General features: G+C 69.1%; 18 protein-coding genes. 10 read left to right on the top strand and 8 right to left on the bottom strand.

What is annotated here, in order from left to right:
* Positions 1–17 precede the first annotated feature (17 nt).
* The 6 genes from FHS55_RS15925 (at position 18) to FHS55_RS15900 (ending at position 6,397) form a co-directional block, all read left to right on the top strand.
* Positions 18–1,652 (top strand): ABC transporter substrate-binding protein, encoded by a 1,635-nt coding sequence (locus FHS55_RS15925; RefSeq protein WP_183190769.1) that lies wholly within the window; start codon positions 18–20, stop codon positions 1,650–1,652.
* Positions 1,653–1,669: 17 nt separating this feature from the next.
* Complete coding sequence (locus FHS55_RS15920) at positions 1,670–2,686, top strand: ABC transporter permease (protein WP_183190768.1); 1,017 nt, start codon at positions 1,670–1,672, stop codon at positions 2,684–2,686.
* 5 nt (positions 2,687–2,691) lie between these two features.
* Positions 2,692–3,579 carry an ABC transporter permease gene (locus FHS55_RS15915; RefSeq protein WP_425485828.1) on the top strand — a complete coding sequence of 296 codons (888 nt, stop codon included), beginning with the start codon at positions 2,692–2,694 and terminating at the stop codon, positions 3,577–3,579.
* Between the two features lie 2 nt (positions 3,580–3,581).
* Positions 3,582–4,580, top strand: a complete 999-nt coding sequence (locus FHS55_RS15910; protein ID WP_183190767.1) for an ABC transporter ATP-binding protein — start codon at positions 3,582–3,584, stop codon at positions 4,578–4,580.
* Positions 4,580–5,578: an ABC transporter ATP-binding protein gene (locus tag FHS55_RS15905; RefSeq protein WP_183190766.1), complete on the top strand. Its 999-nt coding sequence runs from the start codon at positions 4,580–4,582 to the stop codon at positions 5,576–5,578. The genes FHS55_RS15910 and FHS55_RS15905 overlap by 1 nt, the downstream gene beginning before the upstream one ends.
* Positions 5,579–5,665: 87 nt before the next feature.
* Positions 5,666–6,397 carry a helix-turn-helix domain-containing protein gene (locus FHS55_RS15900; protein ID WP_183190765.1) on the top strand — a complete coding sequence of 244 codons (732 nt, stop codon included), beginning with the start codon at positions 5,666–5,668 and terminating at the stop codon, positions 6,395–6,397.
* 42 nt (positions 6,398–6,439) lie between these two features.
* Here the strand turns inward: FHS55_RS15900 and FHS55_RS15895 are convergent, their stop codons facing one another.
* Entirely contained in the window at positions 6,440–7,300 is an 861-nt protein-coding gene (locus FHS55_RS15895; RefSeq protein ID WP_183190764.1) for a DMT family transporter, read from the bottom strand.
* 282 nt (positions 7,301–7,582) lie between these two features.
* On the opposite strand from FHS55_RS15895, the gene FHS55_RS15890 reads away from it, so the two are divergent.
* Complete coding sequence (locus tag FHS55_RS15890) at positions 7,583–8,929, top strand: aminotransferase-like domain-containing protein (RefSeq protein WP_183190953.1); 1,347 nt, start codon at positions 7,583–7,585, stop codon at positions 8,927–8,929.
* A gap of 60 nt (positions 8,930–8,989) precedes the next feature.
* On the opposite strand, the gene FHS55_RS15885 is transcribed toward FHS55_RS15890, so the two are convergent.
* From FHS55_RS15885 to FHS55_RS15875, 3 genes are all read right to left on the bottom strand, one after another.
* Positions 8,990–10,309, bottom strand: a complete 1,320-nt coding sequence (locus FHS55_RS15885; protein WP_183190763.1) for a PQQ-dependent sugar dehydrogenase — start codon at positions 10,307–10,309, stop codon at positions 8,990–8,992.
* A 111-nt stretch (positions 10,310–10,420) separates the two neighbouring features.
* Positions 10,421–11,977 (bottom strand): GMC family oxidoreductase, encoded by a 1,557-nt coding sequence (locus FHS55_RS15880; protein ID WP_183190762.1) that lies wholly within the window; start codon positions 11,975–11,977, stop codon positions 10,421–10,423.
* Between the two features lie 102 nt (positions 11,978–12,079).
* Positions 12,080–12,835: a FadR/GntR family transcriptional regulator gene (locus FHS55_RS15875; RefSeq protein ID WP_183190761.1), complete on the bottom strand. Its 756-nt coding sequence runs from the start codon at positions 12,833–12,835 to the stop codon at positions 12,080–12,082.
* Positions 12,836–13,239: 404 nt separating this feature from the next.
* Here FHS55_RS15875 and ppaT point away from each other — a divergent pair, with 404 nt between their 5' ends.
* Positions 13,240–14,415: a pyridoxamine--pyruvate transaminase gene (gene ppaT, locus FHS55_RS15870; RefSeq protein ID WP_183190760.1), complete on the top strand. Its 1,176-nt coding sequence runs from the start codon at positions 13,240–13,242 to the stop codon at positions 14,413–14,415.
* Positions 14,416–14,435: 20 nt separating this feature from the next.
* On the opposite strand, the gene FHS55_RS15865 is transcribed toward ppaT, so the two are convergent.
* The 4 genes from FHS55_RS15865 to FHS55_RS15850 form a co-directional block, all read right to left on the bottom strand.
* A complete protein-coding gene (locus FHS55_RS15865; RefSeq protein WP_183190759.1) occupies positions 14,436–15,371 on the bottom strand; it encodes a putative B6 ABC transporter permease subunit 1 in 936 nt (311 codons plus the stop codon).
* Positions 15,372–15,384: 13 nt separating this feature from the next.
* The gene (locus tag FHS55_RS15860; protein ID WP_183190758.1) at positions 15,385–16,485 is read right to left on the bottom strand and encodes a putative B6 ABC transporter permease subunit 2; all 1,101 of its coding nucleotides are present in this window, start codon (positions 16,483–16,485) and stop codon (positions 15,385–15,387) included.
* Positions 16,482–18,095 (bottom strand): putative B6 ABC transporter ATP-binding protein, encoded by a 1,614-nt coding sequence (locus FHS55_RS15855; RefSeq protein WP_183190757.1) that lies wholly within the window; start codon positions 18,093–18,095, stop codon positions 16,482–16,484. Before FHS55_RS15855 ends, FHS55_RS15860 begins: the two co-directional genes overlap by 4 nt.
* A gap of 154 nt (positions 18,096–18,249) precedes the next feature.
* Complete coding sequence (locus FHS55_RS15850; protein ID WP_183190756.1) at positions 18,250–19,278, bottom strand: putative B6 ABC transporter substrate-binding protein; 1,029 nt, start codon at positions 19,276–19,278, stop codon at positions 18,250–18,252.
* A gap of 137 nt (positions 19,279–19,415) precedes the next feature.
* Here FHS55_RS15850 and FHS55_RS15845 point away from each other — a divergent pair, with 137 nt between their 5' ends.
* Together FHS55_RS15845 and FHS55_RS15840 are read left to right on the top strand one after the other, a co-directional pair.
* Complete coding sequence (locus FHS55_RS15845) at positions 19,416–19,820, top strand: hypothetical protein (protein WP_210287022.1); 405 nt, start codon at positions 19,416–19,418, stop codon at positions 19,818–19,820.
* Positions 19,821–20,299: 479 nt separating this feature from the next.
* Complete coding sequence (locus FHS55_RS15840; RefSeq protein WP_183190754.1) at positions 20,300–21,784, top strand: 4-hydroxyphenylacetate 3-hydroxylase N-terminal domain-containing protein; 1,485 nt, start codon at positions 20,300–20,302, stop codon at positions 21,782–21,784.
* Positions 21,785–21,832: the final 48 nt, after the last annotated feature.

The following is a 21,832-nucleotide window of genomic DNA, read 5'->3' as shown; positions in this document are numbered from 1 at the left end:
TCCGGAGACATTGCCCCATGGCCAGACGTTCCCGCCTCGCCCCGTCAAGGTCCTTTGCGACGTCGCTCGCGACGTCCTTTGCCGCGTCCCTGCTCGCCTCGGTATTCTTCCTGCCGCTCGATGTGCGGAGCGCACCGGCCGCCGACGGGCCGCTCGTGGTGGCGCGGGCGATGGACGTCAATTCGCTCGACCCGGCCCGCGCCTATTGCGACACCTGCCAGATCTACCTGTCGGCGGTCTATGCGACGCTGCTGACGCTCGCGCCCGACAACCAGACCATCATCCCCATGCTCGCCAAGAGCTGGGAGGTCAGCCCTGATGTGACCACCTTCACCTTCCACCTCGACCCGGCGGCCACCTTCTCCGATGGCTCGCCGGTGACGGCGCAGGACGTGAAATGGTCGCTGGAGCGGCTGAAGAACATCAAGGGCGGGCCCGCCTATCTGATGGACAGCCTCAAGTCGATCGAGGCGAAGGACCCGGCGACCGTGGTCATCACGACCGAAACGCCGAATTCGGAATTCCTCGGCATTCTCGCCGCGCCCTATACCGGCATCATCAATGCCAAGCTCGCCGCCGCCAATGGTGCCAACGCCAATGCGGACGCGGCGACCTCCGATGCGTCCGACACCTGGTTCCTCGCCCATTCCGCCGGCGCCGGCCCCTTCGTGCTGGAGAGCTACACGGCCGACGACGCGCTGCGCCTCGCCCGCAACGACAAATATTGGGGCAAGAAGCCGGGCGTGCCGGGCGTCGTGCTGAAGCAGACGGCCGATGCGGTGACGCAGGCGCAGATGCTGCAATCCGGCACCGCCGATATCGCCATGCAGATCGACCCCGACACGGCCAAGACGGTTTCCGTGCCGGACGCCACCTTCAAATCGGTGCCCTCGTTCAATTTCGTCTATGCCGCGATCAGCCCGGCGGCCAAGGGCGCGCCGGTGCCGCTGACGTCTGACGTACGCCAGGCCATCGCGCTGGCGCTCGACTACAAGGGCGCCATCGACTTCACCGTGGGGGGCGAGGGCAAGGAGCAGTCCTCCGCCATTCCCAACGGCTATCCCGGCACGAAGGACCTGCCCGCGCCGGTCACCAATGTGGAGAAGGCGAAAGAACTCCTCGCCAAGGCCGGCCATCCCGACGGCTTCGCGATGGAACTCGAATTCCCGGCCATGAACGTCTACGGCGTCGACCTGTCGCTGCTTGCCCAGAAGGTGCAGCAGGATCTCGGCAAGGTCGGCATCAAGCTGTCGCTGAAGCCGGTGCCCTTCACCGTGTGGATCAGCGACATCAACGATCCCGGCACGCCCTTCGCGCTCGGCTTCTTCGCCCCGGACTATTTCGGCAGCGCCCAGTATGTGCAGTATTTCGGCATGCTGCCCGACATGCCCTGGGCCAACCGCGCCGGCGTCGGCAAGCAGCCCGGCCTCGACGGCAAGGAACAGCTGGCGCTGTACCACAAGGCGCTGGCCGCGACCGATGTGCCGGCGCAGGAGGCGGCCTATCGCGATCTCGCGCTCAAGATGATCGACGACAAGATCATCCTGCCGCTGGTCAGCCCGAACCTCATTCTCGCCTATCGCAACGATGTGAGCGGGGTGCGCTACAGCGCCTGCTGCAACCTGCCGCTCGGCGAGATCGAGAAGAAGTGAGAGGCTGAGAGCCCGCCATGCTGAAGGTCGTCGTGCGGCGATTGCTGGTCATGCCGTTCCTGCTGCTCGGGATCGTCACGGCGACCTTCCTGCTGGCGCAGTTCACCAAGGGCAACCCGCTGGTCTCCATCATCGGCGCGCGCAATCTCGACAATGCCGAGGTCGTGGCCGCCGCCAAGGCGCGCTGGGGCCTCGATCGCTCGGTGCCCGAGCGCTACGCGATCTATGTGTGGAACCTCGCCCATGGCGATCTCGGCACGTCGTTCCGCACGAAGCAGCCCGTGTTGAAGGATCTGGCGCAGCGGCTGCCGGCGACGCTCGAACTGGTCATCTGCGCGATGATCGTCGGCGCCGCCGGCGGCATCGCGCTGGCCATCGTCTCCGCCGAGTTCCAGAACAGTCTCGCCGACCATGCCGCGCGGCTGCTGGCATTGATGGGCTCGTGCCTGCCGGTGTTCTGGCTCGGGCTGATCGCGCTGTTCCTGTTCTCCGTCCAGACACGATTGCTGCCCGGCCCCGGCCGGCTCGACATCCGCGCGGTGGCGCCGCCCACCGTGACCGGCTTCATGCTGGTCGATACGCTGCTGGCCGGCAATGTGGCGGGCTTCATCGATGCCGCACGCCACCTCGTCCTGCCCTCGCTGGTGCTGGGCTGGTCGGTCATGGGCATCGTCGCGCGCATGGTGCGGGCCTCGATGCTCGACGTGCTGGGGCAGGATTACATCACCATGGCGCGTGCCAAGGGCGCCGCGCGGCTGCGCGTGCTGGTCCACCACGCGCTCGCCAATGCGCTGATTCCGGCATTGACCATTCTCGGCTTCACCTTCGCCTATCTCATCACCGGCTCGGTGCTGGTGGAGACCATCTTTTCCTGGCCGGGCATCGGCTCCTATGCGGTCGAGGCGGCGCGCAGCCTCGATTATCCCGCGATCACCGGCGTGACCATCCTTGGTGGCCTCGGCTTCCTGATCGCCAACCTCATCACCGATGTCGCCTATGCCGCGGCCGACCCGCGCATGCGGGAGGCCACGTGATGCTGATGGGGCCGGCGATGCATCGGGACGTCCGCCCGCGCCCGCGCCTTGCCGGGGCGATCGGGAGCTTCTTCGCGCGCCTCGGCTGGCGGCAGGTGCCGGTGATCTTCGCGGCCGTGGTGCTGCTCGCGCTGGTGCTGGTGGCACTCACCATCCCGCTCTGGACGCCCTATGACCCGATCGACCTCGCCGGCCGCCGCCTGCAGCCGCCCAGCGCGGCGCACTGGCTGGGCACCGATGCGCTGGGGCGCGACGTGCTGGTGCGCACGCTGTTCGGGGCGCGCTACTCGTTGCCCATCGCCGCCGCCGTTCTGGTGGTGGCGGTTGGCATCGGGGTCACGCTCGGCGCGCTGGCCGGCTTTCTCGGCGGCATCGTCGACAACGGGCTGATGCGGCTCGCCGACATCACGCTGGCCTTTCCCCCCGTGCTGCTGGCGATGGCGATCGCCGCGTCGCTGGGGCCAGGTCTGGTCAATACCGCGCTGGCGCTCATCATCGTCTGGTGGCCGATCTATGCGCGGCTGATGCGGGCGCAGGTGCTGAACGTGAAGAAGCTCGACCATGTCGATGCCGCCATCGTCGGCGGGGTCACGCCCGCGCGCCTGCTCACGCACCACATCATGCCGCTGTGCTGGAGCCCGATCTTCGTCAACATGACGATGGATGTCGGACAGGTGATCCTGCTGGCCGCCGGCCTGAGCTTCATCGGCCTCGGCGCCCAGCCGCCGACTCCGGAATGGGGGCAGATGATCGCCGAGGGCGCGTCCAATTTCTATTGCTGGTGGATCGCCCTCGGGCCGGGAATGGCGATCTTTCTCGTCTCGCTCGCCTCCAATTTCCTGGGCGACGGCCTGCGCGATGTCGCCGATCCGCGCACGCGTCAGGGAGGTTGACCATGGCCGCGCCGCTGCTCGACATCAAGGGTCTCGCCGTCACCATCCCAACCCGCGCCGGCGAGCGGGCGGCGGTGTCCAATGTCGATTTTTCCGTCGATCGCGGCGAGGTGGTGGGGCTGGTCGGCGAATCCGGCTCCGGCAAGAGCCTGTCCATGCTGGCGGTGATGGGCCTGCTGCCGCGTCATTTCGGCGTTTCCGGCTCCATCCGTTTCGATGGCGAGGAGATTGCCGGCGCGCCCGAGCGGCGCCTGCGGGCGCTGCGCGGCCGGCGCCTCGCCATGGTCTTCCAGGACCCGATGACGGCGCTCAACCCGGTGAAGACCATCGGTGCGCAGATCACCGAGATGATCCGCCTGCACAATGCCGGGATGTCGCGGGCGCAGGTGCGGCAGAAGGCGCTTTCGCTGCTGGAGGCGGTGGCCATTCCCGCGCCGGAACGGCGCTTCGACCAGTATCCGCACGAGTTCTCGGGCGGCATGCGCCAGCGCGTGGTGATCGCCATCGCCATCGCCAACGACCCGGACCTGTTGATCGCCGACGAGCCGACCACCGCGCTGGACGTGACCATCCAGGCGCAGATCATCGAGATCTTCGCCCGGCTGCGCGCCGAGCGCGGCATGGCGATCGTGCTGATCACGCATGATCTCGGTCTCGTCGCCGGCCTCGCCGACCGCATGAACGTGCTCTATGCCGGGCGCATCGCCGAGCGTGGGCCGGTCGGGCCGCTCTTCGCCGCGCCGCGCCATCCCTATACGGCCAGCCTGCTCGCCGCCGTGCCCTCGATCGACGATGTCAGCGAGCGGCTTCATGCCATTCCCGGCACCCCACCCTCGCTGAGCGAGCGGCTGCCCGGCTGCGCCTTTGCGCCGCGCTGCGATTTCGCCGTGCCGCTGTGCCGGACGAGCCTGCCGGACCTCACGCGCATCGGCGGCTCGGTGGTGGCCTGCCACCGCGCGAACGACCCCGCGCTCGCCACGCTGCTGAAGGAGCCGGCCTGATGGGCACCGCCGCCACACGCTTGGAGGACGTTCCGCTGCTGGCGGTGGAGGACCTGTCGGTCGAGTTCCCGGTTCGGCGCGGCCTCGTCTTTCCGCGCAAGGTCGGCGCCATCGGCGCGGTGGCGGGGGTGTCGCTGAAGGTCGAGCCGGGAGAGACGCTGAGCATTGTCGGGGAATCCGGCTGCGGCAAGTCCACCCTCGCCCGCGCCATTATGGGGCTGGTGAGGCCGAGCGCGGGGCGCATCCGCTTTCGCGGCACCGATCTGGTGGGGCTGACGGCGGCGCAGATGCGGCCCTATCGCCGCGACATCCAGCTGGTGTTCCAGAACCCCTATGCCTGCCTCAACCCGCGCATGAGCGCCTGGCAGAACATCGCCGAACCCCTGCGCATGCTGGGCCTGCCGCGGGAGGAGCGCGACCGGCGGGTGGTGCGCGCCATGCAGCAGGTGCAACTGCTGCCCGAGCAGGCCGACCGCTATCCCTTCGCCTTTTCCGGCGGGCAGCGCCAGCGCATCGGCATCGCCCGCGCGCTGGCGGTGGAGCCCGACATCATGGTGCTGGACGAGCCGGTCTCGGCGCTCGACGTCTCGGTGCAGGCGGGGGTGCTGAACCTCCTCAAGGACATCCAGCTGCGCACCGGCATCGCCTATATCTTCATCGCCCACAACCTCGCCGTCATCCGCCACATGTCGGACCGCGTGGCGGTGATGTATCTCGGGCGGGTCGTCGAGAGCGCGCCGCGCGATCGGCTGTATCGCGTCCCCGCGCACCCCTATACGCAGGCGCTGCTCTCCGCCGCTCCCATCCCCGACCCGGTGCGCGAGCGCGCGCGGCAGCGCCTTGTGCTGACCGGGGACGTGCCAAATCCCGCCGAGCGCCCTTCCGGCTGCGGCTTTCGCACCCGCTGCCCCCGGGCGCAGGCCATCTGCGCCGAGGTCGATCCGGCGCCCGCCGAGCGCGCGCCGGGCCATCAGGTGTGCTGCCACTTCCCGGGGTGAGCTCCGCGCGCGGCCCGGCCGGCTGCCCCCGCATGGCCGCCTTCTTGCTTGATGCCGGGGATCGTTCGCTCGATACGGAGGAAGATCATGTCCCATCCGTCGGGATCTGTGTCCCCGTGCGCCGCGCAGGAGCAGGTCGCCCATATACGCGGCGTCGCGCTGGGCACGTTCCAGGCGTCGTCGGCGGTGCTGTACTGGATCGACGACCGACGCCACATGGTGGTGGCCGATATCGTGGGACCGGGCCTTCGCCATATCGACCGCTATATCCGCGACATGAAGCCGTTCGACCCGCTCAACATCGAGCGTCTCGTTTCCTCGGGCAAGCGCATCGCCACGATGAGCCAGGATCGGCACCTCGCCCCGGCCAGCGAGTTCGAGCATTATTGCGGCTACCTGCGCGACAGCGAGGTGAGCGATGTGCTCGACTTCGTGTTCTGGCGCGACGGCGAGCCCTTCGCGGGGCTCGGCATCCTCAAGGCGCCCGGTGATCCTTCCATCACCGAGGAAACGCTGCGGATTGCCTCATCGCTGCAGCCCTATCTCGAATTCAACCTCGGCAACCATCCCCGCCGCCGCGATCACCGGCGCCAGCAGCAGTTGCGCGTGGTCTACGGGCTCACCGGCCGGGAGATCGAGATTGCCGAACTGATCAGCAACGGGCTGACCAACCACGACATTGCCGGCACGCTCGACATCGGCCTCGGCACGGTGAAGACGCATCTTCTGCACGTTTTCCAGAAGCTCGACGTGTCCAACCGCACCATGCTCTCGACACGCCTCGCCGGCATGGGAGATGAGCCCGCATCCGTTTCCTGAGGCGGCCCTCAGGCGAAGCGCTGCCTCAGGCGAAACGCTGCTTCAGGCGAAGCGTTTGGCGCCGGCGACGCAGAGCACCACGGCTCCCGTCGCCAGGACCATCGATCCCGCGACCGGCTCGCCGAGCAGCAGGCCGGCCAGCGCCAGGCCGAAGAAGGGCTGCAGCAATTGCAGCTGGCCGACCCCGGCAATGCCGCCCAGCGCGAGGCCGCGATACCAGAAGAGGAAGCCGATCAGCATGCTGAACACCGAGACATAGCCCAGCCCGAGCCAGGCTGGCCCGCCAATGCCGCTCCAGTCCACGGGGTGGGTGAGGGCGGCAACGGCCGCCATGGCCGGCAGCGCCAGCACCAGCGCCCAGGAGATCACCTGCCAGCCGCCCAGTCGCCGCGAGAGCCGGGCCCCCTCGGCATAGCCGAGCCCGCACAGCAGGATCGCCGCGATCATCAGCAGATTGCCGGCGGGCGAGGCGGCCCCGCTATGGGCCAGCGCGAAGCCGGCCACCGCGGCGGCGCCGAGCAGCGAGAACAGCCAGAAGGCCGGCCGCGGCCGCTCCCCGGCCCGCACCACGCCGAACAGCGCGGTGGCGAGCGGCAGCAGGCCGATGAACACCACCGAATGCGCGGATGTGATGTGCTGCAGCGCCAGCGCCGTGAGCAGCGGGAAGCCGACCACCACCCCGAGCGCCACCACCGCGAGCGGGGCGAGATCTGCCCGCGCCGGGCGCGGCTGGCGCAGGACCCGCAGCAGCGCCGCGCCGAGCAGCGCGGCGATCACCGCGCGGGCCGAGGTGAGGAACAGCGGCGTGAAGCCGCCGACCGCCACCCGCGTCGCCGGCAGCGAGCCGCTGAAGATGAGCACGCCGATAAGGCCGCTGCCCCATCCCTCGCTCGTGCGCTGCATGCCGGCCTCCACCCTGTCCGCTCCGCCCGGCCAATAGCGCGGCATGCATTGCGGCGACAGGCACGCTTCCATACGGTGAGGCCGAACAGTATGGCGCAGACGAGCCATACAGTTAAAAGAGTTCCCGCGCGACAAGGGGCGGCGGGGAACATGGAGGCGGTGGATTTGGCGGCAGATGACAGCACGGCGGGAACCGTGGCCGCTGGCACCGTGGCCACGGGCTCCGTGGCGACGGACAATCTGGCGCCGCGCATCATGGCGATGTCCCGCACCGAAGCGGTGATGGCCGAAATCCGCCGCCGGCTGGCGGGTCGCGCCCTCACGGCCGGGGAGAAATTGCCCTCCATTCGCCGGTTCGCGCGCGAGATGCGGGTCTCGCCCTCCACCGTGGTGGAGGCCTATGACCGGCTCGCCGCCGAGGGGCTGATCCGCTCGCGCGCCGGTTCCGGCTTCTTCGTCGCGGGCGGCGTGCCGCCGGTGGCCCTGGCCGATGCCGGGCCCCGGCTCGACCGGGCGATCGATCCGTTATGGGTGTCGCGCCAGTCGCTGGATGCGCCGCCGGACATGTTGCGTCCGGGCTGCGGCTGGCTGCCGGCGGACTGGATGCCCGGGCCGGCCATCCGCCGGGCGATCCGCGCGCTCGCCCGCGCCGATGACAGGGTGCTGACGGAATATGGCGGCACGCGTGGCTCCCCCGCGCTGCGCCAGTTGCTGGCGCGCCAATGCGCGACCGAGGGGCTCGATGTGGGAACCGACCAGATCCTGCTCACCGCCTCGGGCACGCAGGCGATCGACCTTCTCTGCCGCTTCCTGCTCAATCCGGGCGATACGGTTCTCGTCGACGATCCCTGCTATTTCAATTTCCAGACGGTGCTTCGCGCCAGCCGGGCGAAGATCGTCAGTGTGCCCTATACGCCAGCGGGACCGGACATGGCACGCTTCATGGAGGCGCTCGCCACCCACCGCCCGCGCCTCTACATCACCAATTCCGCGCTGCATAACCCGACCGGAGCGACGCTGTCGCCGCAGACCGCCCATCGCCTGCTCACCGCCGCGGCGGCGCATGATCTGACCATCGTGGAAGACGAGATCTTCGCCGATTTCGAGCCGGAGCCATCCCCGCGCCTTGCCGGGCTGGAGGGGCTCAACCGCGTGATCCGCATCGGCAGCTTCTCGAAGACGCTGTCCGCCTCGATACGCTGCGGCTACATCGTCGCCCGGGCGGACTGGATCGAGGGGCTGCTCGACCTGCAGGTGGCGACCGGTTTCGGCGGGCCGAGCCCCGTGGCGGCCGAACTCGTGCTCGGCACGCTCGGCGATGGCAGCTATCGCAAGCATCTCGCGGCGCTACGCGGTCGGCTGGCGCGGCGGCGCCGGGAAATGCTGGACGCGCTGGAGGGGCTGGGTTTCACCGCCTGGACCCTGCCGCGCGGCGGGTTCTACCTCTGGTGCCATCTGCCGGAGGGGCGGGACGCGGCTGAACTGGCCCGCGCCGCGCTGGCCGAGCGGGTGGTTCTCGCGCCCGGCAACGCGTTCAGCGTCATGCAGTCGGCCGGCGATCTCATGCGCTTCAACGTCGCGCAGATGAATCCGGACGTGCTGCGCGTCCTCGGCCGGGCGCTGCGCTGACGGCGATCGGGGCCGTTCCCGGTGCGCCGCCCGACAACGCCCGGTGTCGCCCGCCGCCGTTCAGGCAGGGGTCACGCGCCAGATGCAATCGCCGACATCGTCCACCACGAGGAGGCCGCCGCGCGTGTCGACCAGCACGCCGACCGGACGGCCGAGCGCCTTGCCGTTGATCAGGAAGCCGCCGAGAATTTCCTCCGGCGCGCCGCCCGGCTTGCCCTCCGTGAAGGGGATGAAGATCACCCGGTAGCCCGAGGGCGGGTTGCGGTTCCACGAGCCGTGCTGGCCGATGAACACGCCGTTGCGGAAGCGCGCGCCGAAGCGGTCGTCGTCGACGAAGGTGAGGCCGAGCGAGGCGGTGTGGCAGCCGAGCGCGTAGTCGGGCTTGATCGCCTTCGCCACCAGGTCGGGGCGCTGCGGGCTTACCCGCGTGTCGACCACGCCCCAGTAGGAATAGGGCCAGCCATAGAAGGCGCCGTCCTTCACCGAGGTCATGTAGTCGGGCACGAGGTCGTCGCCGATCTCGTCGCGCTCGTTGACGCTGGTCCAGAGTTCGCCGGTCACCGGGTTCCAGTCCATGCCGACCGGGTTGCGCAGGCCGCCGGCGAACACGCGCACCGCGCCGCTGGCAATGTCGACCTCGAGAATCGCGGCGCGGTTCTCCTCCTCCGCCATTCCGAATTCGGCGACGTTGGAGTTGGAGCCGACGCCGACATAGAGCTTGGTGCCAGCCTTATTGGCCACCAGGCTCTTGGTCCAGTGGTGGTTGCGCCCGGCCGGCAGGTCGCAGATCTTGACCGGCGCGGCGGTGATGCGGGTCGCGCCCGGTACATAGGGGAAGCGCACCACCGAATCGGCATTGGCGACATAAAGCTGGTCGCCGATCAGCGCCATGCCGAAGGGCGAGAACAGGTTTTCAAGGAAAGGCGTCTTGATCTCCGCCACGCCGTCGCCGTCCGCGTCGCGCAGCAGGGTGATGCGGTTGGCACTGGTGACGCCCGCGCCGGCGCGCGCCATGACCCAGCCCATGACCCACCAGCGCAGGCTGAACACGCCGGGCGGGGAAGGCGGGGCGGCGGTCTCCGCGACGAGGATGTCGCCATTCGGCAGTTCATACACCCAGCGTGGGTGGGCAAGGCTGTCGGTGAAAGCTCCGACCTTGAAGCCGGCCGCTGGCCAGGGCTTCTGGCCCGGCGACCAGCCGACGGCGGCGGCGACCTTCATGATGGGGATCAGCGTCGGCTTCGGCGTCGGCAAGTTCGGAACATCGCCATAGCCAGCCTCTTCCGCGAGGGCGGGAGTCTTGCGCAGATCGGCGAGGAAATGGGCCACGCCGGTGACGCAGGCGCCCAGAAAACCGGCGATCTTGACATAGTTGGCCATGGCCGGCTCCAGCTGGGAATGACACGACATCTGACTCGGATGCCCGGGCCCGCGCAAGCCTTCCCGCGAAAAAACCCCCACCCCTGCCGGGGAGCTATAGCCGGCTACGCGTCACTCGTGCCTCGCGTCACTCGTGTCTCTTTTGCCGAAATCGCTGGCGAAGGTCTCCGCGATGGCGAGGATCGCGGCGTGCACGGGCCCCGAGGTGATGGTGGGGATGACCGAGGCATCGACGATGTGCAGCCCCTCGAAGCCGTTGAGCTTCAGATCGGCATCGACCACCGCGTCGGTGTCCGCCCCCATGCGGCAGGTGCCGACCGGGTGATGATGGGTGATGACCGCGCGGGCGAGGAAGGCGTCGATCGCCTCTTCGCCGCGCACGTCGAGGCCCGGATAGATCTCCTCCGCCCGCCAGTCGTCCAGCGCGCTGGCATGGCCGATCTCGCGCGCCAGCTCCAGCGCGCGCCGTGCCAGGCGACGGTCGTGCTCGGTCGCGAGGTAGGCCGGATCGATGAGCGGGGGCGCGTCGAGGTCCGGGCCGGTGACGGCGAGGCGGCCGCGCGAGGTGGGGTGGGTGACGCCGGACAGCAGCGTATAGGCCGAGCCATAGGCCGGCGCGGCGAAGCACTCCGACACGGTCGGCGCGGCCACGCAGCCCAGCACCACGTCCGGCGCGCCGTCCGCCCGGGTGGGGTCGTCGGCGTTGAGGTACATGAGCGATTCGGAGTGCTGCAGATTTGACGGCGGCACCGGGCGGCGGGCGCGATAGACATTGCCGGCGGTGAGCAGATGGTCGTGCAGATTGCCACCGACGTCCTTGCGGTCGGCGCGGCAGGCGATGCCGGCCGCCTTCAGCTCCGCCGCCGGGCCGATGCCGGAGCGCATCAGCAGCAGCGGCGAGGCGACGGCGCCGGTGCTGAGCAGGAGGCGCCCGGCGTGGATCGCTTGCGTTTCGCCGCCGATCTCGACGAGCACGCCGGTGATCCGGGTGCCCTCGATGATGAGGCGGTGCACGCGCGCGCCGGTGACCAGCGTCAGGTTCGGCCGGCCCAGTGCCGGCGTCAGGTAGGCGTCGGCCACGCTGACCCGGCGACCGTCGCGGATGGTGAGCGAGTTCGGCGCCACGCCGTTGAGCGGGCCGGCATTGTGTTCGCCGAGGAACGGCACGCCGCGGGCGAGGCCGGCCGCCATGTATGCGGTCACGACGGGGCTCAGTTCCTTGCCCGGGAGATAGACGGTGAGCGGGCCCTCGTCGCCATGCTGGGCGCTCGCTCCCTTCGAGAAGCGCTCGCTGCGGCGGAAGCCCGGCAGCAGGCCGGCATGCGACCAGCGGGCATCGCCGGTGGCGGCGGCCCAGGGTGCGAAATCATCCGCATGGCCGCGCACATGCGCCATGGCGTGCAGGCAGCTCGACCCGCCGACGATGCGCCCGCGCGGCCAGGGATGGATGCGCCCGGCCGTGCCAGGCTGCGGCACGGTGCGATAGGCCCAGTCATAGGGCCGATCCTGCAATACCGGCCATTTCAGCGGATCGGCGATGTCGGGATCGGAAGGGTGCTCGCCCGCCTCGATCAGCCCTACCTTGAGATCGGGATCCTCCGACAGGCGCGCCGCGAGAACGCAGCCCGCCGAACCGGCGCCGATCACCAGCACATCGAAGGTTTTCATCGCAGTCTCTCCACGGACGTCAGGCAAGGAGGGGGCGTTGGCGCGCGGCGGAGCGCCGGCGGCCGGTCATCGAGAGGTAAAAGGAGGTGGAAGGCGGGGCGACTACGGGGAGCCGCCGGGCGCCAGCCGGCCCATGATCTTCTGCTGCAGCGTGGCGAGGTGCTGCCACATGGCCCGCTCGGCCGCTTCCGGGTCGCGCGAGGCGATCGCGTCGGCGATCTGCTGGTGCTCGCAATCGCGCAGCCGCACGCGCTCGGGCACCAGCGTGGCGTCGCTGTCGGTGTAGCGCAGCCGGCCGTCGCTCGCGACCCGGTGCAGCAGCACGTAGAGCTCGGAGGCAAGCGCGTTGCGCGCGCCGGCGGCGATGGCCTTGTGGAAGACCATGTCGGCGGCGATGGGGTCGGCATCCGGCGCCGTGGTGGCCGCGCGCACGATGCGGTCGATCTCCACCGGGCTCGCCCGGAGCGCGGCCAGCCGCGCCAGCGAGGGCTCCAGCATCAGCCGCAGTTCCATCACCTCCAGCGGGTTGGTCGAGTTGATGAGGTTGCGGCTGCTGTCGATGCCAGGCGTGGTCGAGGCGCGCCGGCCCGCGCGTGCCGGCTCCAGTTCGCCGCGTGCGCGCAGCACGCCGAGCGCGCGGCGCAGCGTGTGGCGCTTCACGTTCAGTTCCTCGGCCACCGTCCGCTCCGGCGGCATGCTGCCGCCGCGGGCCAGAATGGCGCGAATCGAATCGACCAGTTCCTCGATGCCCGCCGGTTCCCGAGCGCCGGTGGCGGCGGTGCCGCCGCGGCCCTGGGGCTCGGGTGTCCGGCGCGGCTTGCGCCCGGTCTTGTCCGCTATCGCGTCCATCGAAGTCATGTCCGTTCTCGTGTGGGAGCCGCCGGCCGCTGCGATTCTGTCGGATCGGGCAGCGTGGATCGGCCCCGCCGCGAAATGTACGGGCGGGATCGCCCATTTACAATATTGGTTGCCGGCTGGTCGAGGCCGCGCGGCACTCTTCGGTTGCCGATACACCCCGGGCGTTGTGGACGGCGCCCCGCCTCGTCCCCGGCGCAAAGGCCCCACGCCACTGCGCGCCCGAGGCAAAAGCGATGCGGCCAGTGCCCTGCGCGGGTTAAGGTTCGCGGCGCCAAGCCTGTTGCTCTCGGCAACGGGTGGTGCCAATCTCGAACCATTGTCGGCATTTCGGTCGCGTTTTGGTTGGCAATGCCCGCTGCGCCACCGAAGGACCGGCAGTCCCGATAACCATCCAGAGCAAAACCATGCGTTACGCGCCCAGCGACCTGCCGGTCTTCACCCTCACCACCGGCCCAGTCGACGCCTATCCCGCCGTGCTGCGCGGCCTCGCCGCCACGGTGCTCTATGACTACGATCCAGCCTTCCAGGCGACCTACCAGCGCGTCACGGAGAAGCTCGCCCGCGTGGTGAAGAGCGAGACCATGCCGGTCCTGCTGCAGGGTGAGCCGGTGCTCGGGCTGGAGGCGGCGGCGGTGTCGCTGATCGGGCGCGACGATGTGGTGCTGAACCTCGTTTCGGGCGTCTATTCCAAGGGCTTCGCGCCCTGGGCGGCGCGCTCGGGCGCCGAGATCGTCGAACTCGCCGTGCCGTATAACGAGGTGATCGATCCCGCCGCGGTCGCCCGCGCGCTGGCCGCGCGGCCGGATGTGACCGTGGTCGCGCTCTGCCACCATGACACGCCCTCGGGCACCATCAACCCGGTCGCCGAGATCGGCGCGGTGGTGAAGGCGCATGGCGCGCTGTTCCTGGTCGATGCCGTCTCGTCCTTCGGCGGCATGAAGGTCGACGCTGAATCGGCCGCCATCGATCTTCTCGTCACCGGGCCCAACAAGTGCCTGGGCTGCCCGCCCGGCCTGACGATCCTGGGCGTGTCCAACCGCGCCTGGGCGAAGATGAAGGCGAACCCGCAGGCGCCGCGCGCGTCCATCCTGTCGATCCTCGACTGGGAAGACGCCTGGCGCGCCGACAAGCCCTTCCCCTTCACCCCCTCGGTAGCCGAGATCAACGGGCTGGAAGCCGCCATCGACCTCTACCTCGCGGAGGGGCCTGAAAAGGTGTGGGCCCGCCATGCGCTGACCGCCAAGGCCTGCCGTGCCGGGCTGAAGGCGATGGGCCTTCCCATCTGGCCGGCCGATGAGAGCTTCGCCTCGCCCACCGCCACCGCCGTGCGCACGCCGAAGGGCATCGACGAGGCCGTGCTCCGGGCGGAAGTGCGTGCCCGCTACGGCGTCGTGCTGTCCTCCGGGCGCGGCGAGACGCTCGGCAAGCTCACCCGCATCGGCCATATGGGTCCGACCGCGCAGCCGCTCTATGCCGTGGTGGCGCTCACCGCGCTCAGTGGCGCGCTGGGCGCGCTCGGCCACAAGGTCGATGTCGGCGCCGGCGTCGCGGCTGCGCTGGCCGTCATCGACGCGGGCTGAACCGAGCGGGCGGGGCGCGTTCATCGCGCGCCTCGCACATAATGGGTGCCGAGCGCCAGCGGCAGGCTGGCGCGGCGGCCGAACAGCACCAGCACGGCGAGCACGGCGGCGAAGGGCAGCATCTGGATCACGTCGGTCGGGATGCTCACCCCGGCCACCTGCAGCGCGGTGGTGGCGGAGAGGCAGGCGCCGAACAGCAGCGCGCCGGCGAGCACGAAGAGCGGGCGCCCGCGCGCCTGCATGGCCAGCACGATGCCGATGAAGCCGGCGCCATTGGTCATGAACGGCACGAAGATGCCCGCGCCGACCTGCGACATGAAGGCGCCGCCCACGCCGGCGAGGAAGCCGGTGGTGAGCACGGCAAGGGTGCGCACGCGGCCGACATCGACGCCGGCCGCATCCAGCGCCGCCGGCTTGTCGCCCGCCGCCTGCAAAGCAAGGCCCGCCTGGGTGTAGCGGAACACATAGGCTGTCACCGCCACGGCGAGCATGGCGAGATAGACGATGGGCGGCCGGTCGAACAGCGCCGGGCCGAGCACGGGAATGTGCGACAGGCCGGGAATGGCTAGCGTCTCCACCGCCGGCAGGCGCGGATAGCTCTGCGCGAACTGGAAATGGTGCAGCAGCGCGGTGAGGCCCTCGGCGCCCAGCGTCAGGGCGATGCCGATGACGATCTGGCTGAGGCCGAGCCGGATGCAGAACAGTGCCATGGGCGCGGCCACCAGCATGCCGCCGATGCCGCCGCCGAGGAAGCCGAGCCAGATCGAGCCGGTATCGTAGGCGACGAGGAAGCCGAGATAGGCGCCGAACAGCATCATGCCCTCGATGCCGATATTCAGCACGCCGGCCTTTTCCGAGATCTGCTCGCCAAGGCCGGCGAGCATGAGCGGCAGGCCGGCGGTCAGCGCGCCGAGGACCAGCGAGGTGAGGAAAGCGTCGGTGAACAGGGCGGTCATCGCGTCTCTCCCTCTACTTGCCGGCCGCGCGGCGGCGCTGGTCGAGATATTCGGTGATGCCGAGCATGACGAGCAGGATCGCCACCACGACGAGGGTGAAGAAATTCGGCACGCCGGTGCGTCGCGCCGCGCTCTCGCCGCCGATCGACAGAACCGAGAACAGGAACACGAAGGCGATGGAGGCGAAGCCGTTGAAGCGCGCCAGGAACACCAGCGGAACCACGGTGAGGCTGTAGGCCGGGTTCCAGTCGGCGCGCACATTGCCCTGGACGCCCATGATCTCCACCGCGCCGGCCAGTCCCGCCAGCGCCGCCGAGATGGCGAAGGTCGCCACCGTCAGCGCGGGCACCGACAGGCCGGCATGGATGGCCGCGCGGGGATTGGCGCCCACGATGCGCAGCTTCAGGCCGAAGGCGGTGCGGGTCATGACGAGGTGCACCACGATGATGGCGACGAGGCCGATGATCAGCCCGCTCGAAATGGTGGTGTCGAACAGGCGCGGCAGCCGGTCGGCGACGATCAGCGTGCGGGTCTGCGGCACCGTGGTGGCGGGGTCGCGGAAGAACAGCTTCACCAGCACATTGGCCAGCGAGACGCCGAGAAAGGTCATCATCAGCGTGGTGATGATCTCGTTGACGCCCTGATAGGCCTTGAGCAGCGCCGGCAGCACCGACCAGGCGGCCCCGACCATGGCGCCGACCACGAGCCCGATGACCAGCACCAGCCAGACCGGCAGATAGGGCGCCAGCAGCGGCCCCAGCGCGGCGACGATCACCGCGCTGAGCAGGAACTGGCCGTCGCCGCCCAGATTCCAGATACCCGCCCGGAAAGCGACGATGAGCCCCGCCGCTATGAGCAGAAGCGGGCCCATGCGGGTCAGCGTGGCCTGCAGGCCATAGGGGTTGAGAAGCCCGCGCTCGACCACGTAGCCGTAATAGGCGACCGGGTTGACGCCAAGCGCCAGCAGCACGAGGCCGGACAGCAGAACCGCACCGATCACCGGGCCGAGCGCCAGGACGAGAAGGTGCGCGCGCTCGCGCCAGGCGCCGCCGCGCGGGGCGAGGAGGGCATCGCTGCCGATCTCGGGGGCTGCAATTTCCGTGGTGTCGCTCATGGCGTGGCGCCGCTCATCAGTTCGCCGACCCGGTTGCGGGCGGCGGCATCATTGTCGACCATGCCGACCACGCGGCCGCGTGACATCACGGCGATGCGGTCGGCGAGTTCGAGCACTTCCTCGAGGTCGGTGGAGATCAGGATCACCGCGAGGCCACGGTCGGCTGCCTCGCGGATGCGCTGGCGGGTAGCGCGGATATTCTGCACGTCGAGCCCGTAGGTCGGCTTGGCGAAGATCACCGCCCGCGCTTTGCCCGAAAGCTCGCGCGCCAGCAGCGCCTTCTGGATGTTGCCGCCGGACAATTTGCCGATCGCGGTCTCGATGCCCGGCGTGCGCACGTCGAACTCGCCCACCATGCGCCGGGCATGGGCGGCGATGGCCTCGGGCTGCTCGATGCCGTGGCGCCAGAAGGGGGCCTCGCCCACCTGCTTGAGCAGGAGGTTGAGCGAGATCGGGAAGGTGCCGACCGTGCCCTCGCCGAGCCGGTCGTCGGTGACGTAGCGCAGGCCGAGCCGGCGGCGGCCGCCGACATCGAGCCGCTCGATCGCCTGGCCGCCGAGGCGGATGCGGCCGGCCGCCAGCCGACGCTGGCCCGCCACGGCCTCGGCGAACTGCTTCTGGCCGTTGCCGTCGATGCCGGCAATGCCGACGATCTCGCCGGGCGAAACGTCGAGGTCGATGCCGGCGACCGGCACCGAATCATCCTCGACGGCGAGCCCCTCGATCTGCAGCAAAGGCTGGCTGGACGGGGCGCGGCGCGGGTGCGACGCGGTGGCCTGCGCGGCGGCATCCGCGCCGAACATCAGCCGGATGATCTCGGCGGTCGCGGCGGCGGGGCCGAGCGCGGAGAGCCGCTCGGGGGAAATCTCGTCCACCCGCCGGCCGAGCCGCAGCACGGTGATGCGATGGCCGAAGGCGAGCGCCTCGTTGAGCTTGTGGGTGATGAACACCACCGCGATGCCGAGCTTGACCAGCCGGCCCATCAGCGCGCCGAGGTCGTCGGCTCCCTTGGGGGTGAGCATGGCGGTCGCCTCGTCGAGGATCAGCACGCGCGAGCCGCGCATCAGCGCGCGCACGATTTCCACCTGCTGCTGCTCGCCGAGCGAGAGCGAGCCGACCTTGGCGTTCGGATCGATGGTGACGCCGATATCGGCGCACACCGCCGCCATCTTGCGGGCGAGGCCCTCGCGGTCGGGACGCGACCACCAGCGGCCGCCGAGCGCCATGTTGTCGACGACGCTGAGCGAGGGCACCAGCATGGAATGTTGGAACACCGTGCCGATGCCGAGTTCCAGCGCGCGGGCGGGGGAGGAGATGCGCTGCTCATGGCCGTCGATCAGCACGCCGCCTTCGTCCGGCAGCTGCAGGCCCGAGAGCATGCCGACCAGCGTCGACTTGCCGGCGCCGTTCTCGCCGAGCAGCACGTGCACCTCGCCCGGCCACAGGTCGAAGGAGACGCGGTCATTGGCCACGACGCCGGGAAAGCGCTTGGTGACATGGTCGAGCGTGACGATCGGCCGGGCCGCGCCATGGGGGTGGGCCGGGCCGGGCGAAGGGACCTTGCCATTCGCGTTGGCCGTGGCCGCGTGAGCGCTGAGGGTCTGGGTCATGATCCGAACAATGCCCGGCTCCGCCTTCCGCCGGCGCGAAAGCCCGGACGTGCGGCAAGCGGTGGCCCGTGGATGACGGGCGTTACGACAAGGATGGGCGATAGGTCTCGCGGCGAGCCGGCGCGGCGGGGAGCCGCCGCGCCGGAACGTGGCATCACGGCGTGGTCGGCAGCGCCGTGACCATCTTGTGCACGGTGTCGGCGTCGTAATGCGCGGTCACCTTGATCTTGCCGTCGATGATGTCCTTCTTGATCGCCTCGATCTGCGTCCAGACATCGGCCGGGATGTGGCTGGTCTTGAGCAGCGTGACCGAGCCGTCCTTGAGGTTGATGTCGTAGTTGCGCGAGCCGTACTTGTCGGCCTTCAGGTCGGCGATCATCGCCGCATAGACCGGGGTGAGGTTCCACACCACGGAGGAGAGCAGGTTGCCCTTGTCGATGGCGGTCTTGTCGCCGATCACGTCGATGAAGTAGACCTTGCCGCCATTGGTCGCCTTGTTGGTCTCTACCGCCTGCAGCATGCCGAAGCTGGAGCCGTTGCCCTGGCCGAAGATGACGTCGGCGCCGGCCGCGATCAGCGCCTCGGTGACGCGCTTGCCGCCAGCGGCGTCCGAATAGGCCGCCGGTCCGATCACCGCGTAGCGCACATTGATGCTCGGCTTCTCGGCCTTGGCGCCTTCCGCGAAGGCGGCGGACTGCGAGTTCCACGACGGCGGCTCGCCCGACACCACGATGCCGACCGTGCCGGTCTTGCTGGTCTTGGCGGCGAGGCGGCCGGCGAGATAGGCACCCTCATGGCCGCTGGCGGTGTAGTCGGCGACCGCGCCGGCCTTGCGGGCATCCGGGCGGTCGACGATGGCGACCGGCACCTTCAGCTCCTCGCCGATTTCCGGCGCCGAGGTGTTGTAGCCCGAGGCATGGGCGATCAGGAGGCCGGCGCCGTCCTGCGCCATTTCCCGCAGGGTGGGGCGCACGTCGCCATAGCCGAGATTGTCGGCCACCAGCACCTCGACGCCAGCCGCCTTGCCGGCGGCCTTGGCGGCATCGACGCCCTGCTGGTTCCAGCCATAATCCGTGCCCGGCTCGGGTGTCAGGATGGCGATCGACTTGATATCCGCCGCATGCGCGATCGACACCGAGCCGAGCAGCGCCAGCGCGAAACTGTGCAGGATGATCTTTCTCATGGAAGGTTCCTTTATTGGCTGCATGGAATTTATGTTCCATGGTTGAGCGAATTATTCTATCAGAAAACGACGAAAACTCGGAGTTTTGGCGGATGCTGAAGTTTTTTATTGCAGTTATTCTTATTTTGTTGCCTTCGATGGCGCTCCCCGCGCAGGCGGAAGAGGTCCTCGTGGTCGAGCGGGGCGTCGAGGGACTGGTCGCCGTCCCCTTCCGTATCGCCAACGATACCGATCGCCCGGTCGCCTGCGCCGCGGCGATCGCGCATTGGTACTCGGCGCAGATCGGCACGGCCGCGCCGCACGGGCGGCTGGAAGCCTCGCTCTGGTCGAAGCCGGCGAGCGGTGAGGTGTTCCTGCTCAACGCCACGCAGGATCGCATGCCGGTGCAGCGCCTGTGGTGCGGCTATGTCGGCGAGGATGTCTCGACGCGCAGCGAGATCGCGCTGGCACGCCGCGCCGGAGCGCCCGAGCCGGCCATCGACCTTGTGTGCGGCCGCGATGGCGGGACGACAGCGCTCGCCTGCCGGCCGGGCGCGCAATGACTGGTCGGGTGCTGGTCCGGCGCTCATCATGCCGACGTCTCCCGCGATGGCGCTCGCCGTGACCCGGCGTCCGTCGTCTTTCAACCAAAAAAGCCAGAACCACCGGTTTTGGTCAAGCGAATCGGCGGCGGAAATGGTCAACCGATTTTGGTTGTGAGGGCCGAGTCTGGTTTGCGTGCACAAGTTTTGCGCAGCATATTGGCATTGTTCTGGGGCGGCTTCTCATAATTTTCGCCATTCGCGGGCGCGTGCAGCGCAATATTGTTCCATATCGCGGCAGAGTGAACGAATATTAGGCGGTCAAATGCCGTCTGGGAGGGGCTTGACCATTTCGGTGGTTCAATGGTTGGATCGTCGCCACCCGGAACCGACACGGGGCGCGTGCCGACGAGTCATCGTCAGCGTGCCGCCCCGCCGAAAGGCCCGACGACATCATCAGAACGCGTTTGGGAAACGGGTCCTTCAGAGGAGAGCGGACGATGAACGCGCAGACGCCGAAGCGGGAACTTCCCGTTGGCCACAAGCTCAAGACCGGTGAGGAATTCAAGACGTCGCTCGACGACGGTCGCGCGCTGTGGGTCGGCGGCAAGCGCATTGCCAAGGTGTTCGACGATCCGGCGCTGTCGGCCGGCGTCGATCTCATCGCCTCGATGTTCGACGACCAGTTCAAGCCGGAATTCGCGGACGCCACCACCTATATCGACGATAGCGGCGCGGTGGCGAGCCGGGCGTGGCAGGTGCCGCGCACGCAGGCCGACCTCGCCGACCGTCGCAAGATGATCGAATATACCAGCCTCAAGACCGCTGGCACGTTCGGCCGGCCGCCGGATCTGGCGCCCGCCATCGCGGTCGGCCTGCTCGCCTATCTCCCGACCTTCCAGGCGAAGAAGTCGCTGATCGACGGCTGTTCGCCCGATTTCGGCGAGAATATCGAGCGCTATGTCGCCTATGGCCGCGACAACAACCTCACGGCGTCAGAGAGCCTGACCGGGCCGCAGAACGACCGCTCCTCGCCGAAGGGCGCGGAAGCCTCGCTGCTGAAGGTCAAGAGCGTCGAGAAGGGCGGCATCCGAGTCTCCGGTGCCAAGACGGTGGGCTCGATCTCGGCGCAGGCCAACGAGATCTTCTTCACCAATCTCGGCGGCATCCGCGACACGCCGGCCGAAGCCTGCATCTGGGCCTCGGTGCCGATCAACTCCGAGGGCATCAAGCTGATCTCGCGCGAGATGGTGTCCCATCCCGGCGCCGATCCGTTCGATCACCCGGTCGCCCGCCTCGGCGAGGAAGCCGACCAGCTGATCATCTTCGACAACGTCTTCGTGCCGAAGGACCGCATCTTCAACCTCGGCGACCCCACGGCCATGTCCTATTACGGGCCGGTCTGCGTGTTCGCGCACTGGCACGTGCTGACCCGCCTCGCGGTGAAGGCCGAGCTGTTCGTCGGCGCCGGCCAGCTGGTGCTGGACGTGCTCGGCACCGCGCATATCCCGGCGGTGCAGGGCATGCTGGGCGAGATCATCCAGTACGCCCAGACGCTGCGGGCCTTCATCACCGCCGCCGAAGCGCTGGCCAAGCCCACCGAGGGCGAGGTGATGGCGCCTGATGTGGGCATGCTCACCGCCGGCCGGCTCTACTCGATCGAGGAATACCCGCGCATCATCCACATCCTGCAGGAACTGTGCGGCCAGGGCCTCGTCATGCGCTTCGGCAAGGCGGCGTTCGACAACCCGGAAATCGGCCACCATCTCGACGAGTTGCTGCCCGGCAAGGGTGTCAGCGCGGCGGTCAAGGAGCAGCTGATGAACTTCGTGTGGGACATGACCTCCTCGTCCCTCGCGGGCCGCGTGGCGCTGTTCGAGAACGTCAATGCCAGCCCCGCGCCGCGCCTGCGCGAGCGTCTCTATAACGAGGTGAAGCGCGAGCGTTTCACCCAGCAGGTGAAGACCCTCGCGGGCATGCCCTGATCCGCGGGCTCTCGCCGGACCGCCAGCCCCCGGGCGGTCCGGCACCCT

It is taken from the genome of Ancylobacter tetraedralis (assembly GCF_014195655.1).
Taxonomy (GTDB): Bacteria; Pseudomonadota; Alphaproteobacteria; order Rhizobiales; family Xanthobacteraceae; genus Ancylobacter; species Ancylobacter tetraedralis.
The sequence above is the reverse complement of the archived record's forward strand: the minus strand, read 5'-3'. Positions and strand labels throughout refer to the sequence as shown.